This is a genomic window from Nostoc sp. S13 (assembly GCF_029379315.1).
Classification (GTDB): domain Bacteria; phylum Cyanobacteriota; class Cyanobacteriia; order Cyanobacteriales; family Nostocaceae; genus Nostoc.
Window position 1 is genome coordinate 13,085 of the sequence record NZ_JAQYWQ010000020.1, and the last position, 17,625, is coordinate 30,709.

Annotated in this window: 16 protein-coding genes; 9 read left to right on the top strand and 7 right to left on the bottom strand. The window is 41.7% G+C overall.

Features of this window, described 5'->3' with window-relative positions; translation table 11 throughout:
* Window position 1: 1 nt before the first annotated feature.
* The gene (locus PUQ00_RS09385) at window positions 2-289 is read left to right on the top strand and encodes a WGxxGxxG family protein (RefSeq protein WP_300415421.1); all 288 of its coding nucleotides are present in this window, start codon (window positions 2-4) and stop codon (window positions 287-289) included.
* A gap of 62 nt (window positions 290-351) precedes the next feature.
* Here PUQ00_RS09385 and PUQ00_RS09390 read toward each other — a convergent pair whose 3' ends face one another.
* On the bottom strand, window positions 352-1,770 hold the full coding sequence (locus tag PUQ00_RS09390; RefSeq protein WP_300415423.1) for an IctB family putative bicarbonate transporter: 1,419 nt from the start codon (window positions 1,768-1,770) through the stop codon (window positions 352-354).
* A gap of 284 nt (window positions 1,771-2,054) precedes the next feature.
* Window positions 2,055-3,608: a GAF domain-containing sensor histidine kinase gene (locus PUQ00_RS09395; protein WP_300415425.1), complete on the bottom strand. Its 1,554-nt coding sequence runs from the start codon at window positions 3,606-3,608 to the stop codon at window positions 2,055-2,057.
* 555 nt (window positions 3,609-4,163) lie between these two features.
* Here PUQ00_RS09395 and PUQ00_RS09400 point away from each other — a divergent pair.
* Window positions 4,164-5,348, top strand: a complete 1,185-nt coding sequence (locus tag PUQ00_RS09400; RefSeq protein ID WP_300415427.1) for a DegT/DnrJ/EryC1/StrS aminotransferase family protein — start codon at window positions 4,164-4,166, stop codon at window positions 5,346-5,348.
* Between the two features lie 142 nt (window positions 5,349-5,490).
* Window positions 5,491-6,384 (top strand): cyanoexosortase B, encoded by an 894-nt coding sequence (crtB, locus tag PUQ00_RS09405; protein WP_300415429.1) that lies wholly within the window; start codon window positions 5,491-5,493, stop codon window positions 6,382-6,384.
* Here the strand turns inward: crtB and PUQ00_RS09410 are convergent.
* Window positions 6,355-6,492: a hypothetical protein gene (locus PUQ00_RS09410; protein ID WP_300415431.1), complete on the bottom strand. Its 138-nt coding sequence runs from the start codon at window positions 6,490-6,492 to the stop codon at window positions 6,355-6,357. The genes crtB and PUQ00_RS09410 overlap by 30 nt on opposite strands.
* A gap of 168 nt (window positions 6,493-6,660) precedes the next feature.
* On the opposite strand from PUQ00_RS09410, the gene PUQ00_RS09415 reads away from it, so the two are divergent.
* The 4 genes from PUQ00_RS09415 to PUQ00_RS09430 all read left to right on the top strand — a co-directional run bounded on the left by PUQ00_RS09415 (window position 6,661) and on the right by PUQ00_RS09430 (window position 12,596).
* Window positions 6,661-7,785 carry a transposase gene (locus tag PUQ00_RS09415; protein WP_300415432.1) on the top strand — a complete coding sequence of 375 codons (1,125 nt, stop codon included), beginning with the start codon at window positions 6,661-6,663 and terminating at the stop codon, window positions 7,783-7,785.
* A 99-nt stretch (window positions 7,786-7,884) separates the two neighbouring features.
* A complete protein-coding gene (locus PUQ00_RS09420) occupies window positions 7,885-8,607 on the top strand; it encodes a cyanoexosortase B system-associated protein (protein WP_300415434.1) in 723 nt (240 codons plus the stop codon).
* Between the two features lie 257 nt (window positions 8,608-8,864).
* Complete coding sequence (locus PUQ00_RS09425; protein ID WP_300415435.1) at window positions 8,865-10,202, top strand: polysaccharide biosynthesis/export family protein; 1,338 nt, start codon at window positions 8,865-8,867, stop codon at window positions 10,200-10,202.
* A gap of 219 nt (window positions 10,203-10,421) precedes the next feature.
* Complete coding sequence (locus PUQ00_RS09430) at window positions 10,422-12,596, top strand: polysaccharide biosynthesis tyrosine autokinase (RefSeq protein ID WP_300415437.1); 2,175 nt, start codon at window positions 10,422-10,424, stop codon at window positions 12,594-12,596.
* A gap of 286 nt (window positions 12,597-12,882) precedes the next feature.
* On the opposite strand, the gene PUQ00_RS09435 is transcribed toward PUQ00_RS09430, so the two are convergent.
* The 3 genes from PUQ00_RS09435 to PUQ00_RS09445 all read right to left on the bottom strand — a co-directional run bounded on the left by PUQ00_RS09435 (window position 12,883) and on the right by PUQ00_RS09445 (window position 15,282).
* The gene (locus tag PUQ00_RS09435) at window positions 12,883-13,554 is read right to left on the bottom strand and encodes a rhomboid family intramembrane serine protease (RefSeq protein ID WP_300415516.1); all 672 of its coding nucleotides are present in this window, start codon (window positions 13,552-13,554) and stop codon (window positions 12,883-12,885) included.
* 126 nt (window positions 13,555-13,680) lie between these two features.
* Complete coding sequence (locus tag PUQ00_RS09440; protein WP_300415439.1) at window positions 13,681-14,400, bottom strand: rhomboid family intramembrane serine protease; 720 nt, start codon at window positions 14,398-14,400, stop codon at window positions 13,681-13,683.
* A 93-nt stretch (window positions 14,401-14,493) separates the two neighbouring features.
* A complete protein-coding gene (locus PUQ00_RS09445) occupies window positions 14,494-15,282 on the bottom strand; it encodes an SDR family oxidoreductase (protein ID WP_300415441.1) in 789 nt (262 codons plus the stop codon).
* 147 nt (window positions 15,283-15,429) lie between these two features.
* Here PUQ00_RS09445 and PUQ00_RS09450 point away from each other — a divergent pair, with 147 nt between their 5' ends.
* Both PUQ00_RS09450 and PUQ00_RS09455 read left to right on the top strand, forming a co-directional pair.
* Complete coding sequence (locus PUQ00_RS09450) at window positions 15,430-16,008, top strand: hypothetical protein (protein WP_300415443.1); 579 nt, start codon at window positions 15,430-15,432, stop codon at window positions 16,006-16,008.
* 143 nt (window positions 16,009-16,151) lie between these two features.
* The gene (locus PUQ00_RS09455; protein ID WP_300415444.1) at window positions 16,152-16,346 is read left to right on the top strand and encodes a hypothetical protein; all 195 of its coding nucleotides are present in this window, start codon (window positions 16,152-16,154) and stop codon (window positions 16,344-16,346) included.
* On the opposite strand, the gene PUQ00_RS09460 is transcribed toward PUQ00_RS09455, so the two are convergent.
* A complete protein-coding gene (locus tag PUQ00_RS09460; RefSeq protein WP_300415446.1) occupies window positions 16,306-16,863 on the bottom strand; it encodes a retropepsin-like aspartic protease in 558 nt (185 codons plus the stop codon). The genes PUQ00_RS09455 and PUQ00_RS09460 overlap by 41 nt on opposite strands.
* Between the last annotated feature and the right edge of the window lie 762 nt (window positions 16,864-17,625).

Genomic DNA, 17,625 nt, shown 5'->3' on the forward strand with positions numbered 1-17,625 from the left:
TATGAAAAGTAATTTTATTACAGCTCTTGGCGCTGGCGTTCTCAGCTTGAGTATGGGAATTTTACCATTAACTCTATCCGCACAAGCTCAGACGACTGCTGACCCCGGAGCCACTACTGCTCCAAGAACGACCACTTCTACTTCCGATGATCGCAACGATTTTGATTGGGGTTGGCTAGGATTAATTGGTCTAGCTGGTCTAGCTGGTTTGGGTGGCAAAAAGCGTAATCAGGAACCGACCGCTTATCGCGACCCTAATGCTCCAGGCGGCACTACCTACAGAGACTAGACAATTTAAAATTCAAACATTGTCAGTTGTTCTGTAGAAAAACAACTGACAACTTACTGATGTTAGTTTACTGCTGGTTCTGAGTTAGATAAATTTGTCTGGTTTTGAGCTAAAGATGTCCAGTAGCTGGCAATTAAGGCAACGATCAGCCACCAGAGGGTATTGACTTCAGGACGATACCAGACAGTATCTACAGTGCCGTGAGCTAGCATACCCAACAAAATAGCGATCGCTCCAATTAACCAAAACCCCTCTACACTTCTAAATTGTCGCAATCGTCGCACTTGCAAAAATGCCGTATTAAATGTGACAATTATTAGCCAGAGAAAGCAGGCTAAACCAACAAATCCAGTTTCTACTGTCACTTCAAACAAAATCGAATAGGCACTTAAAGCAGTGTAACGAGGGTGTTGGTAGAGGGGATAAACTTTATTAAAAGAGCCGTGACCGGGGCCAATGCCGAAAATCGGGCGATCGCGAATCATCTGGAAGACAGCATCCCACACATTTCGACGAAAATTATTACTGCTATCTTTACGGTCAGCAAAAATACTGAACACCCGCAGGCGAACTGGCTCTACAAATATCACTGCTAGCAGCAATACCCCGATCAAACCTCCCAAGACAATCGGTAGCGACCAAGTACGCCAAAAACGAGGCATTTCCACGCTTTTCCAATAAACTAGCAATGCCATCACAGCCAAAAATGCCACTACTAATCCAATCCAACCGCCACGACTAAAAGTTAGGATCAGGCAGGAAGTATTGACAATTAGCATTGTTAATGCTAGGGCTTTTTTGGGCCAGCTTTGCCATGCGAAAATTGCCACTAAGCTAAAAATTACTGCTGGTAGGAGGTATCCAGCTAATAAGTTGGGATTGCCTAAATAACTGTAGACTCTTGTAGTCTTAGACAGAGGAGATTCTGGGTCAACCCAAGTTGCCAGTGCTGTGGCTCCGAAAAACCATTGCCGCAATCCATATACACTGACAATTAACGATACATGCAGGTAAAGGATGATGATCCAAGACCGGAGGCGAGGCGACCTCAATACCCTGGCACAAAGGGCAAATAGTAGCAAATACAAGGTTAACGTTCCCAAGTCGTTAAGTGCCGCCTTTTTCACTGGCGATAATGCTGTTGCGACTACGGCAATTCCCCAGTAGAGCAATACCAGCAGGTGAATAGGAGTGACTGTCGAGACATTTGCTGGTGTGACTTCATCAGATAAAGTCAACAACAGCCAAAATCCCACACAAGCCGCCAGCAACCAGCCCACCAATGTACTCGACGCAAAAGGTGCAAGGGCATATATTAAGCTGAGTAAAGCAGCTGCGATCGCATCTCCCCACTGGAGTAAGACGCTGGTTTGCCGCCAAGAACTCAACAGTCCGACCAGAGAACGATGTACGTAACTGGTAGCAAGATATTCTTTGAGCGGTAAAGATGATAAAGTAAATCGTTGCCAGACTAAATTCATAAAAAACATTGCGATCAATTAGCCTGCCGACGCAGAACTTGGAATTGATCATAATGCCTATGGCTATAAAAAGGTAATAAGGGAGATTGCTTTGTTAGTGATGGCATTCTTATTTTTAGCCACCAGCCACTACCTTTAATCCAAAACCACTTCAGCTAACACTAAGTCAAAACAGCCCCTCATCTACTTAGGACACAATAATATAGATGAAAATACCTTTTTTCAATCCCGACTTCCCAGTTAGAGTACACTATTATTTGTCACCTGATCCCTATAGATTCTGATCAGACATCGCTAATTGCTTGTGAGGAACTCGCCAGTTGCAGTGGCAAAGAAAGCACATAACGATATCCTGATTCTGGTGAACCTTGAATCAAAATTTGTCCACCGTGCAACTCTGCCAGCTGACAACTTAGCAATAGACCCAAGCTTTCACGAGAAAGAGTTCCATGTGATTTAGCTAAATTTATACCTGAACTACTAGCAAAGAATTTTGAGTGGGAATCACTTGAGTTTTTTGAATTGTCCACTACTACTGATGAAGTATCTGATTGCTCTTGGCTTTCTGCATGAGTATTGTAAGTTGCTACCTCACCTGTCAGATCCAGCAGCGATAAAGAATTCAGACGGAAGTAGGGATCAACCTCAGTTATGCCGTCCCCTAGCCAAGGATGGGAAACCCAAATAGTAATGTTGAGTGTATCTTCCTTATAAGAGACATGAATGCGAACAATGCTACCTGTAGCCGCAAGTTGAATCACGCTGAAAACCAGGTGATAGAGGATTTGCCGCACCTTCTCTTTATCTAAAGGCAAAATGCGATTGCGTCCCGGTTCTATAGAAAGGCGAATATCTTGCTCGCGGCGATTAGCCACTTCTTCTAGAGTATTGATAGCTTGTTGACACAGCATTTCGATATCCACAGGAGCTACATTCAGCACAGTAGAGTTTTCATCCATAGCTCCTAGTTCGGTAATTTCGTTTACTAAGGAAAGTAAGTACCGACCACTGTGTTGGATAATTTCCAAATATTCTCTCTGCTTAGTCGTCAAAGGCCCATAAATCTCACGTCCTAAAACACTAGCCATACCGAGTACAGATGTTAAGGGCGTGCGTAACTCGTGAGTTAGCTGACCCAAAAGTTCCAGTTTCAGTTGCTTAGTAGAAAGCGAGTCGCTATCTTTAGTGGGTGGCGTGATTTTAATCTCAGTGTTATGTTCGTCATTGAGTGAAAATATCGGAGTGTTCTTGGGAGTCCTTGATTTCAGTTTCCCTTGCAGGAGTCGGTTACGCTCAAATTCACTCATGCTCCAACGAGCGATAATTTGTAAAAATTCAATGTCTCGCGCTGTAAAACTGCGCGGCACTAAATCCATCACCTCCAATGCACCGAAACAATGTCCCTCAGCATCAATCAGTGGCGCTCCTAAGTAAGCACGAATACCATAATCCTGCACCAACTTGCTGCTAGCAAAGACTGGATCTGTAAGTTTATGTGTATCATTAATTACAAATATTTGCAGACTTTCTACTACCTGAGTGCAAAAGGATTCCCGGCGTGAGAGTTGGCGGCTTTGTGCCAAATGATTCATTAGTCCCAACCTAGATAAACCCACCGCCGACTTGAACCAATGGCGTTCTTGATCCACAAATCCCAAAATGGAAATTGGTGCTTCCAAAAAGTGGGCAGCAGTCTGTGTGGCTTCTTCAAAAACCGGAATCGTTTCTGCTTGCCGCAAACCTAAATCTGACAAAGCTTTGAGGCGTTGTTCTTCTCTTGATTCAGGAGAATCCCAACCATCCTTTAGGGCAAATAATTTGTTTTCAGGCTCTACCATTGCCACTGTTACCTTAATAATTTCTCGATACTGGAAATTGATACAAGTCCTATTTCTAGGTTATCAACTCCTATCTTTAAGCATTCCCTAATTTTGCCTGTGACAAACAAATTTGGGGCAAAAATTTTTTATGCCTTCCATTAAGTCGGCAACGCGGTCTTTACTAGTTACTGGTGCTGAATGTTTTCTATTACCACTAGTGCGGTTTCTATTGCTTGAGATTTTGCAATCAGACTGCGTTAGATTTGGATTCAGTCAGGGTAAGCTAATCCTAAGGATACAATACCAAAAGTCTGTCATTTTTTATGTACAGAAGGGAAAATTCCTATGGCAACCTTCAGGGTAAATTTACTTATTATAAATATAATAATGTAATTTATATAGCCATTTTTACTGATAATAGCTAGCACTGATCGCTGACAATCCTAGATAGTTTATATAACTCTTGATCCGATAGATTGAAGCGATTACAATTTCATCCTGAAAATTGTGCAGGCTTATCTATTTTTTGCATACAAGTAAATCTCTTTTTGAGGACAACTGCTAATGAATAAAATGACTATTAGAGTTCCTTTTGTAGACTTGAAGTTACAACATGAACCAATTAAAACGCAATTGCAAGATGCAATCCAATCTGTATTGGAACGGGGAGATTTTATTTTAGGGCAAGCACTATCAGATTTTGAAGCAGCATTTGCGGCAGTGTCTGGGGCAGAATATGGAGTTGGTGTGGCATCAGGAACAGATGCGATCGCTCTGGGATTACAAGCGTGTAATATTGGTGTTGGCGATGAAGTGATTTTACCAGCAAACACATTTATAGCAACCTTAATTGGGGTGCTACGTGCTGGTGCCAAGCCAATTCTGGTAGATTGTGATCGCCAAACAGCTTTAATTGACTTAAGAGAAGCAGCAAAGGCAATTACGCCTCATACCAAAGCAATTATCCCTGTGCATCTCTATGGTCAGATGGTATCACCACTCCAGTTATTGAACTTTGCCGATACCTACAAACTAGTAATTTTTGAAGATGCAGCACAAGCACACCTCACCCAAAGAGATGGATATCACGCTGGTTCAGTAGGAATAGCAGCAGCTTTTAGTTTCTATCCCAGCAAAAATTTGGGAGCATTTGGGGATGGAGGAATGCTGCTGACACGAGATTCAGATGTCGCCCAGAAGATGAGGCGCTTGCGAAATTATGGTGCATCGCAAAAGTATTTTCATACTGAACCAGGTACAAATAGCCGCTTGGATACTTTGCAAGCAGCAATCTTGCATCAGAAACTACCATATTTGCCACAGTGGAATCGCGATCGCTTGACTATTGCCCAACAGTATAATAAAGAACTAGCACCTTTAGCAACTGCTGGGATTATCCCTATGGAAAATCAAAGTGGTGCAGGACACGTTTATCATCTTTATGTGATTAAAGTTGATGAGTCTTGCCCAATACAACGCCAGCAACTTGAGGAAAAACTCACAGCAGTAGGAATTCAAACTGGTATTCACTACCCAATTCCTTGTCATCTCCAGCCAGCATTCACCAATTTAGGCTATCAGCTTGGAGATTTTCCCCAAGCCGAAAAACTGTCAAAGCAGATATTATCATTACCGATGTATCCTGGTTTGAGTAGTAGCCAAGTCAAAGAAGTTGTAGCAGCGATCGCTCATGCAGTCTCAACGAGTTATAAAACAGATGAGCCCTCTCCTGCTGACCTTAGCAGCGTGGTAGTCTGAAGTAAATTCATACCTAATGTGCGTCTAAATTACACATTTTTTTGTTAAGACTGTCATTTGTTCTTTATTCTTTGCTAATGACAAATGACAAATGACAAATGACAAATGACAAATGACCTAAGTTTTTGAGTTACTAAAAATCATGGCACTCCGGCAACAGGTAAAAAACATAAACGCATCAGGCTTATTAAATCTAGCCATTTTAGGCATTTTGCTGCTGCTTTATGCTCCGATATTGCTACACTGGTTGGATGGTTGGCTGCACAAAAATATCAGTACAGAACACGAATATTTCAGCCACGGGATTATCGGTTTACCATTTGCTGCTTATCTGGGCTGGATGAACCGGAAAAAGTGGAAACGTTTGCCAGATACCAGCCATCCTTTGGGCGTTGTTTTCTTGTTATTAGGGGCAGTTTTTTATCTTAGCGGTGTTACAGAGTGGGTTAACCTTTCCTTGCCCGTTATACTGGCAGGATTATGCTTGTGGTTTAAGGGAATATCAGGTTTGCGATCGCAAGGATTTCCCCTGCTACTAGTATTTCTGGCAACCCCAACAGCAGTACCTTATCTCATTGCTCCCTATACCCTTCCGCTCCAAAGTTTCATCGCCGGCACAGCAGGCTTTATACTGAATCAATTTGGTATGGAAGTAACCGTGTATGAGACAAATCTCTACGTGGGAGGACGGATTGTGGAAGTTGCCCCCTATTGTGCAGGGCTAAAAATGTTGTTTACTACTCTCTACGTAGGCTTGATGCTGCTTTATTGGACAGACGCTTTGTCTTCACGTCGCACAACTATATCGTTTTTATGTATTGCTGCGATCGTTAGTATTACTGCCAATATCATTCGTAATACTTTACTGACTTTCTTTCACGGTACAGGTCAAGAAGCGGCTTTTAAATGGTTGCATGAGGGTTGGGGTGGTGATCTCTACTCTGCTTGTATGCTGGTGTCATTAGTGCCCTTACTAAATTGGATTAATAGCTATTTTTTAGCATCTCTAGAAACACAGCAAGAAGCAGAAAGTTAGAATCACTGTGCATTGGGCATTGGGCATTGGGCATTGGGCATTGGGCATTGGGGATTGGGCATTGGGCATTGGGCATTGGGCATGGATTATTTTCCTTGTCTCCCTCATCCCCCTCATCCCCCTCATCCCACCACTCCCCACTCCCTTAATTTTTCCTCGCTGATCAGTAAGTCATAAATATTACGAGTCGTGATGTGTGAAGCCCCCGTGTTTCTAACCGGGGGATATCAGCGAAAAGCCGAATTTATTCGGCTATAAAATAATAAAATAGTGTGTATGAAAACACTGAAGTTTAAGCTTTATCAACACAAAAGAAATAGATACCTCAAGCGCATGATTAATGCCTCTGGGGTAATTTATAATCATTGTATTGCTCTCCACAAAAGATATTATCGGATGTGGGGCAAGCATTTAAACTGTGCAAAACTTCAGTCTCATCTTGCCAAACTGAGAAAGCGTAACCCTTTATGGCAATCAGTAGGCTCTCAAGCGGTACAAGATATATGTCAACGCATTGAAAAAGCCTATCAGTTATTTTTTAAACACCATAAAAAGGGGGTTAGACCACCAGGCTTCAAAAAGGTTAGGAAGTACAAGTCATTCACACTTAAGCAAGCTGGTTATAAGTTTTTGGGTGGCAACCGAGTGCATATTGGTAATCGAGTTTATCAATTTTGTAAGTCTAGAGAAATTGAGGGGACAGTTAAAACCTTAACTATAAAACGTACACCATTAGGTAAATTGTTTATGGTTGTGGTTGTAGATAATACTGTTGATTTAGAAATCAATTCTACGCCTAGTAAAATAGCGGGATTTGATTTTGGACTCAAGGTGTTTCTCACTTGCTCAGACGGATCTAGAATTGAATCGCCCCAATTCTTCAAGCAATCCCTTAACGCTATTAAAAAAGCAAGCATTCATCACTTTAAAAAACTAAAAGGTTCATGGAATCGGGAACGAGCAAGAAAGAACCTAGTACGCAAACATGAGGATATTTATAACCGAAGACGTGATTGGTTTTGGAAATTAGCGCATTCCTTAACCCTGAAGTTTGATGTCCTGTGCTTTGAAACCCTAAACCTAAAGGGAATGCAACGTCTTTGGGGCAGAAAAATATCAGACTTGGCTTTCGGCGAGTTTCTACAAATCCTAAAATGGGTTGCCAAGAAGAAAAACAAACTGGTTGTATTTGTGGACAGGTGGTATCCCAGCAGCAAAACTTGCTCTAACTGTGGACACATTTTAGAGAGTTTGGATTTGTCAGTCAGAGAGTGGCGTTGTCAACACTGTCAGTCAGTTAATGGACGTGATGAAAACGCCGCTAAGAATATTCAAGCAGTCGGGGCATCGACTGTTGAGTTAGGTGATGTAAGTCGGGTAGTGCCTGCAATTACTGTTTGACCTCACAATCCCCCGTTTTCTAAACGAGGGAGTATGTCAATGAACTCAGAGTGTGATTTTATAAAGTAAAATTTTGCCTAAGTATTATAAATTTTAGTGATGATTTCCTTCTCGAAGTTTTTCAAGCAAAACCAATTGAGTCAAGTAGCAGCACTTTTGTTATTACTACTGCTGCTAGCAATAGGAGGGCTTCCCGGATACCTGACAGGACACTGGCAATGGAAACAGCCGCCACCTGTTACTACCCTCAAGGAATTAAAACAGATCCATAAAACTGGATTAACTCTTCCTGGTTGGCAAACCATTGAACAAGCAGAACAGCAAATTGGCGAACATAAATGGTCTTTGCAGGTAATTAAAAAAGAAGGTTCACAATCCCAGGCAATCCTGCTTTTGCTGCCGCAAAATGGCCCTATGGATCAACCAGAAGTAGAGTGGACAGAGGTTAACGGCTGGGGAAGGTCACGCTGGGGAAAGTGGGATGTAGCTCAATATCGCTCTGCGGAATTTACTGTGAAACCGCGTGCAAAGTTGACTTCTAATGTCGAAACTAAAGTAGAAGCTAGATTCTTTCGCGCCTCCACACCAGAGCAAACCTTCGCTGTCTTGCAATGGTACGCTATGCCAGACGGTGGAAATCCATTACCTTTACACTGGTTCTTGGCGGATCAATTGGCACAATGGCACAAGCAACGCATTCCTTGGGTGGCCGTCAGTATTCTGATTCCAATGGAACCTTTGGGGCAAGTAGAAACATCTTGGTCTTTAGCCCAGTCTATCGGAGAAACAGTGCAAGCTGTATTGATGGCAGGCCCTTTATAGAGTCTGTTACATATACGTTTGTCCAGAGATTCATCAACAATATCTCAATAAATTGCGTTCAGGCTGAAACTGAGCTAAAAGATGTTAACAATATGAAGCTAGATATAAAATTTTGGTAAACTATCCTGTTGTTCTTGGTAAATACTTGCAGACAGAAAAGACATTTAGGACATTCATAGAGTAAAATAACCATTCGGCGCGACTAATTTCTATATCAGTATTTTCTGCACCGATGTTCATAGATCCCAATTCTTAATATGCGTCGATTTAGCGCCCTGTGTTTTGTTAGTCTTCAAGTAGGAGTTTTCTTAACAACACCTATCCAACTTGTCGTTGCCCTGCCTTTTCCATCTCAAGGACAATCACCAGGGCAACCCCCCTCGCCTGTGCCAGGTACTGAGGTTGTGCCTCCAGGTGCAAATAACGAAATTTCCCCCCAACTGAGCCGCTACCTCTTGGGGCCAGGAGATACCATTGGCGTTGTGCTTCAGCGTCCTCCTGGGCCATACCGCTTAGGAATAGGAGATGGAATTAGCGTTGCGGTTCAGCGCTTTCCAGATTTGAGCTTTCAAGCTTTAATCAACCCAGAAGGTAATATTGTGGTACCTTTACTAGGAACAGTTTCCTTACAAGGTTTAACTTTGCAAGAAGCTCAAGAAAAAATTCGCTTGGGTTTAAATCGTTATGTAGTTGATCCGGTAATAGTTTTAGCCTTAGCAACGCAGCGTCAAGACTTCAGTTTTCAAGCTGTAATTAGTCCAGAAGGTAACATTGTAGTGCCGCAAGTGGGAACCGTGTCATTACAAGGTTTAACTTTGGAAGAAGCTCAAGAAAAAATTCGCTTGGGTTTAAGTCGCATTTTTCCAGATCCAATTGTGGTAGTATCCTTGGCAGGTACGCGACCAGTTCAAGTTACTATTAGCGGTGAAATATTTAAACCAGGAATTTATCCGATTAATTCATCAACACCCCGCGTTGCTGATGCCTTGCTAATATCTGGTGGTTCAACGTTGAATGCAGACCTGCGACAAGTGCAAGTACGCCGGAAGTTAATCGATGGTTCTGTGATTTCACAAACTATTGACTTATATGCAGCATTGCAAAATGGCGGTTCAATCCCTAATTTACGCTTACAAGACGGAGATGCGGTACTCGTGCCCCGTCGTGAAGTTGGTAATGATGATGGTTATGACCGCAATTTGGTAGCACGTTCATCCTTGGCCACACCACAGATTAGAGTCCGGGTTTTAAACTACGCTGGGGGAGGTCTTTCCACTCAAGCGTTACCTAACGGCAGTACATTTGTAGATGCTTTGGGAGGAGTAAATCTCGACGCTGCTAACCTCCGGGATATCGCTCTGGTTCGGTTTGATTCTGAACAAGGTAAAGCTGTTACCCAGAAACTTGATGCTAAAAAAGCTCTAGGCGGTGATGCATCTCAAAATGTGCCGCTTCAAGATAATGACGTTATTGTTGTTGGTCGTAACCTCATCGGTAAGATTACTAATTTACTGACTACTATTACCCAACCTTTCTTCAATGTCCAATCCTTTCTCCAATTTTTTAGAAACGTCGGTGGCAATGGATCAAATTAGTAATTAGAAAAGAAAGATGCAATCTGTAAATAGTTGGGAGTCGAGGAAGCCACATCTCCAACTTCTCTTTGAATCCATTAATGGAAAACTCTAAAAGATATCAACCGATATATACAGTAGGAAATTGATAGCGTTCTTGTATCAAAGCCACTATATCGAGTTTGGTGCTTCCTAATTTTTAATTTTTAATTTTTAATTTTTAATTGGAGCGAAGCGACCATGACCCCACCAATTGTTAAGCGCTATCTTATTGCTTTTGAGAAGTACAAGTGGATTGGACTGGCTAGTTTTGCTTTAGTTATAGCAGGGTCAACTGTGGTGGCTATGCAACCAGAGCCAGCTACTAGTTATATAGGATCTGCTGCACTTACCTATAGTGGCCCACCAGTTTCTTTTTCTACAACTGGTACTCAAATCCAACAGCAAGGAAAGGAACTGAATGAGGAAGTTTTACTATCAAACCAGATAATTGCAGGAGTGGCAGAGAAAGCTGATCTCAACCCGAAAAAGCTCGCTAGCAGTATTGCCCTTACTTTACCTAAAAAAAACCCCAGGACTGGAGAATTGGAATCTAATATCTTGGAATTGAAATATGTAGATACTGACCCCAAACGAGCTATACAGGTATTGGCGGAATTGATGCAATCAATGATCAAGTTGAGCAGTGATATCAATACTGGGCGATTACAGGCAATTATTCAAAAGATTAACGATCGCACACCACAAGCTAAACGGGAATTGCAAATTGCTGAAAAGAAGTTGGAACAGTACGATCGCATAGAGCGAACAGCAATATTAGCAGCAGAGAATGGCAGTTTGTTAAGCGCTATTACTACCAGCCAAAATCTGCAACGGCAAATTCAATTAACCATTTCTGGGGTTGATGGTCAAGTTCGCAGTTTACAAAATAAGTTAGGCTTAACAGTCGGACAGGCTTATATTTCTTCTGCTTTAAGTGCCGATCCAATTATTGGTAGCTTGCGAACGCAAATTTATCAAAGTGAGTCGCAAATCGCCGTACTCACAAAAGATTTGCGACCGGAACATCCAACGATGGTTCAGTTGCAGCGTCAGAAACAAGCTGCTGAGGAATTGCTGCAACAACGTGCTACTGAGGTGTTAGGTGGTGAAGGTACGGCAGCTCCGCTTCCGGGTAAGATTGCAGGTATTCGCGCCCAAAGTAGCTTAGATCCAGCACGTCAGCAGTTGGCAAATCAAATGGTGGCGTTGCAAACCCAAGGGGAGACGCTGCAACAACAACTAGCCCAAGAAATTCAACAAGAAGCGCGACTCCGGCGAGAGTATGCTCTGATACCCAATAAGCAATTAGAGCGATCGCGTTTAGAACAGGAGGTTACACTCAAAAAAGCCATCTATGACCAAATGCAGGTGAAGCTAACCGATGCTAAAACCGCAGAGGCAGAAACTACTAGCAGCCTCAGCATTGCCAGACGCCCCACAGTCGTTGCCGATCTCAAACCTCCCAAGAGTGTGGCGATTACCCTTGCTGTGGGTGGTTTCTTAGGTGTGTTGATTGGTGGCGGGGTGATATTTGTGTTGGGAGCAATGGAAGGGACTTTCAAAACCAGGGAAGATATCCGCGAGAGCCTCAAGCAACGGGAAGTGGCACTGTTGGGAGAATTGCCTTTAATGCCAGTTGATGATTTAGATCCAGAAGCGATGCCTGTGCTACTTTCTGCCGATTCTCCTTATTTAGAATTTTATGAGAAATTTCGGAGTAATCTGCGCCGGGTTGGTGGTAAAAACTTAAAGGTGGTGTTGATTACTAGCACCAGTAGTCTTGAGGGTAAAACGGCAAGTGCATATAATTTGGGTATAGCTTCAGCCCGTGCTGGTAAAAGAACCTTGATTATTGAAACAGATTTGCGATCGCCTTCCCATTGTGCATCCCTGAAAGTAATTCCTGATCCCGATGCCACTATTGAACCCCTGCGTTATTACGCTAATTTGAGTGAATGTATTCGTTTAGTTCCTGATGTAGAAAATTTATACATTCTTCCCAGCCCTGGTCCTGTGCGGCAATCAGCTGCTATTCTTGAATCTAGCGAAATGCGGCGGCTGATCGAAGATGTCCGCGAACGTTTTGATTTAGTTATTTTAGACACTAGCTCTCTCAGCATATCCAATGACCCTTTGTTAATCCAACCCTACACCGATGGGATCGTACTAGTGACGCGACCACACTATACACAAGAGAACATGCTAGGTGAAGCTATTGATCAATTAGTTGAATCGGAACTAGGATTATTGGGAACAATTATCAATGGTGCTGATATCATCGTTTCTGTATTTGAACAAGTTGTAGAAGTACCAACATTTAGATCTCAAGTAGAAGAATCAGAAGAATTTTCAGCGCGTGCTAGCAAAAACTAATAGTTTCCAAATAGTCAATAGACATGTCGGAATTGCTTGTGCGGCTTTGGGTAAAACCTTGGCGAATTAGAATAAGGACGCAAAGGTTAGGGCACAGGATACACAAAGGTTTGATAGGTAGCAATTTTTTCGCTACGAGTTTTAGGAAATTCCGTACTTAGTTTTGTAGCATTTTTAAACGCAGAGGGACGCTGTAAACGCTTTTGCGGCTTGCCGCAGGCTGGAAAGCGCAGAGGTACGCAGAGTTTTTTTAAAGGATTCGCTACGAACTCGCGAAATTCTGCACTTAGTCGCCCCTAAATAACCCAAATAGGGGAGCGAGAATCACCCCAAAAACAAAACCACCAATGTGTGCCCAATAGGCAACTCCACCAGTTTCCACGCTCATCTTAGCAGCTGTTTGCAGGGTAGCAAGACCGGAGAGCACATTTTGCACAAAGAAAAGTCCAATTATGACTAGTGCTGGAATTCTGATTGTGGTGATGAAAAACCCCAAAAAAACTAAAGTTCTAACTCTCGCGTGGGGAAAGCGGATAATGTACGCACCCAAAACTCCAGAAATTGCACCACTTGCGCCCAAGGAAGGAATCTCAGAATTCATCCCAATAAACCATTGAGACAAGGCAGCTAAAGCACCACACGCCAAATAAAAAATCAGATATTTGAAATGACCTAATCGATCTTCAATATTGTTGCCAAAAACCCAGAGAAACAACATATTCGAGATTAAGTGCCACCAACCGCCGTGTAAGAATTGCGACGTAAATAACGTTATCCATTTTCCACTCCAATTGGTGGTTAACTCTTGAGGTATTACTGCATACTGACTTAAAAACTGACTCAATTGTGGCTGTGACAGGTTCACCTCGTGAATAAAAACTAAAATATTCATGCCAATTAACCCGTAGGTGAGATACGGGGTGATTCGCGTCGGATTTTCATCGTAGAGGGGAAACAAAGGTGTTTTTCCTAAATTATTAACTAACTGCAATATAGCCTGTAAGGCTAGCAGTTGCTAACTCTAGCTAATTTCACCTGTTAAATCAAACAGTATAATTGAGGGGCATTATGATCCGATGAAAAATTACTTATACCAAGATTCTTCCTGAGATTTATCACTAAATAAACCCAATAGTGGCCCGATAATTGCCCCAAATATAAACCCGCCTGCATGGGCCCAGTAGGCAATACCGCCGCTTTCCATACCGATGTTAGTAGGTGTTTCGAGACTAGCAAATCCGTAGAAGGCTTGTTCGAGAAACCAGAATCCCAAAAAGAAATATGCCGGGACACGGAAAGTTGGGAAGAAAAACCCTAAAGGTACAACGCCGAGAACTTCGGCGTTAGGAAAGCGGAGAATGTATGCACCCATGACACCTGCGATCGCACCACTTGCACCCAAAGAAGGAATGCTAGAATCTTGAGCGAAGTACCACTGGGTCAAGGATGCTAATATACCGCAAGATAAATAAAACAGCAAATATTTGACATGACCTAATTTATCTTCAACGTTGTTACCAAAAATCCACAGAAACAACATATTACCTGCTAAGTGCAAGAAACCACCGTGCAAAAATTGTGAGGTAATCAAAGTTGCCCACTCTGGCACTGGTTGATGTAGAGAGATACCAGCAAAGCTTAAAGTCAGTTCTCGTGGAACTACAGCTGCAAGGTGTAAAAACCCATTTAATGCTCGTGGGGGAAGATTTGCTTCATAAAGAAAAGCGAGGACGTTGGCAGCAATCAGTCCATAAGTCACATAAGGGGTGATTGTTGTCGGATTATTATCTCTAATGGGAACCACGAGCGTTTTTTCCTGATTTTAAGACACCAATTCTACAATACTGAATTTTGTAAGTAGTTTCTTCTACCTCGTGGATAAATCTCGCTTTGAGACTTAAAAACCAAAAGCTAAAAATCCCCCATCGACGGTGATACATTGTCCAGTGATGAAAGATGCCGCAGGCATACAAAGAAATGCCACTAAACCCGCTACTTCTTCTGGTTGACCAACCCGCGCCATAGGTGTTTGTGATAGAACTAATTCGAGAAAATCTTGGTTATCGAGTACAGACTCGGTTAGAGGCGTGCGAATAGCCCAAGGTGCTACGGTATTTACCCTAATATGATCTGAAGCCCATTCAACTGACAGCGATCGCGTCAGTTGATTTATAGCTGCTTTAGTCATACCATAAGGAGCACCTGTACGATTTGAGACTAAACCCGCCACAGAACTTATATTCACAATGCTGCTGTTTTCCCCATTTTGAAGCAGAGGATAAAACAGACGGCACATCTCAAAAATTGATGTCTGGTTTGTCTGGATAATGAACTCATACTCACCTAAGGTATACTCTACCAATTTTTTACTAATATTGGTTCCGACATTATTAACCAGGATGTCTAATTTATCCCAGGTTTTGCTAACCTTCTCAAAGATGACTTGACGACCATCAGGGGTTGCAACATCTGCCGTAATCCCATAAGCAGGTAATCCTGCTTGTTGCCAAATAATTAGTTGTTGGTCAACATCCTGAGAATTCCGTGCGACAATTGTGACTTCTGCACCCAGAGATAAGAACTCATTGGCAACAGCTAGTCCAATACCTTTCGTGGCACCTGTAACCAGTGCTTTCTTTCCTGTAAGTGTCCAGCGGCAGCTACGCCCGCCATAGGCATCGCTCATTTGTAATTCTGCGGATTTTTTATTTTTAAGCTATCAATAACCTAATAGTTTATCTTGCAGGTGCCCAATGCGATCGCCTTTTATCATAATGTAGATGATCGCAATCTCTAAACCATTCACCGCATCTTATTCCAATTTAACAAACTCATGTTTTTTTCAAATTCTCTGGAAAATCAACTCCAGCGCTGGAACGAAACCATTCGCAATCAGCCGAAAAATCCTAATGCTTACATTCGTCGAGGTATGGTTAATTTTCAACTGGGCAAGATTGATGAATCTATTCAAGATTTTGACATGGCAGAGCAATTGGATACCCGTATTAAACCCTACCTCTGGCAACGGGGATTATCGTACTATTATGCAGAAAGATTTGCTGAGGGCGCTGAACAATTTGAAATAGATTTGACAGTGAATGCTGAAGATGTAGAAGAAACAGTATGGCGATATCTCTGCATAGCTCGTTCGTTAGGTGTTGAAGAGGCACGTAATTCTTTACTAACTGTAAAAAATGACCCTCGACGTGTTATGCAGCACGTATATGATTTGTATGCAGGAAATTGTACACCAGATGATATTTTAACTGTTGGTCAATCAGAAGGAATAAAGGGGAATTTTTACAGTCATCTTTACTTGGGATTATATTACGAAGCCCAGAAGAATCTTGATTTAGCTCAAGAATATATAGTTAAAGCTGCTGACCAGTACAAAATTGAGGATTATACGTAATATCTGGCACAGGTACATAAAAAATTGCGAGGCTGGATATAATTGACTATTAAGCTTATGTAAATGCTGGGTTTAGCGCTAAATCTTACCAACTCAACAATTTCGGACAAGACATCTTACGGGAAAGTCTCTAAATATACGTTTTGGATACCAATACTCTGATTTACTACTTCAAGGGTCAAGGACAAGTCGCTTACAACCTTGCCAGTATCCCTGCTGAGGAAATTAGTATTCCGACAATCGTTATCTTTGAATTGCAAGTCGGTATTGAAAAATCCACCTCCCCAGTAAAACGCATTAACGGTGATGAAATTCAACCTCTTTCTCCAGAATCTTAATATCATAGTTGCCAAAGAAATCGTGGCCTAATAAGCCGATGCTTGCTTTTGGTGCGATCGCTACCTGAAGATTATTGGCTGTAACTCCACCTACTGCAATAGATTTTACTTTACTAGTTGGGAATTTCACTTCGCTACCATCGGCAATTTGGGCTTGCATTGTACCTGTAGCCTGGAGTTCAAGTGTACTCGCCATACTTAGAGTAATAACGGTTTCGCTAGCACCTGTATCTATAATCATTTCAAAGGTTTTTTTGTCGTTGAAGGTGACATCAATCACAGGAGTTCCACCAAAGCGGCGTTTGATTGGGACTCGAAAAACTCTGTTGTCTGAAGGTGCGGTTATATTGCCACAAAGCCTTCCCAATCCAACGGTTTTACCAGAGGAGGTGATCATGTAACATACTCCTGGATCGTCAGCTGTTGCCTGATGAGAGAATGCTAAAAAGACTAGCGTCGGCATTAGTGCCGCAGCTAGATTAATGCTCATAATCCAACGCCTCCAAGCATTCTCCATGTTATATTTCTCTCTAATTTTGCTGATATTTTTTAATAACTAAATTATTCATAATAGATGCAAAATTGGGGCTAAATACTTACAGTTATTAGAAGAAAAACCAAAAAATTATCAATTTTTACTACAACAAAGATTCAGAAATCTAACATTATTTTGGTTATACTTTTTGTTTATATATTATGTCTAAGCTATCCAGACAAATTTTGTACTTCAAATTTAGTTACTGATTTTTTATTTATATGTTTTTATAAGATGAAATGGTATTTATCTGACTTAATATATCTTACCGATAATTACTGTTTGATAATTAAAGATTAGGTAAAGACATGATAAAACTACTTAGAGGATGTTTATCATGTCTAATTTATTACTCACATTGGCGACTATAAATCGCAACGACACGAGAGTTTAGCTGCCTCCGCAGGTTAGCAAATCCTTGATTTTGTATTAGTCCACGGAGGTAGACTTTGCTTGTGTAGTAGCAAATTATATTCATCCAATACTTTTAAAACAACCTCTTAGCACATATTAAATCTGGCATACTAAGAAGTTAGATAAGAGGAATTTGTTAGCTTATTACAGCGTTACATCTACATGTACAGCAGTTGCGATCGCATTTTTAACAGCAATATATCTTTGTTTAAATATGATATTTTTACTAATAGTATGTAAAGGAACTACACTGCAAATAGCTACTGCCAAATTATAGACTCCTGTGATTTTAAATATTGTGCCGCATTCCATCTCAGCATTTACCTGTGA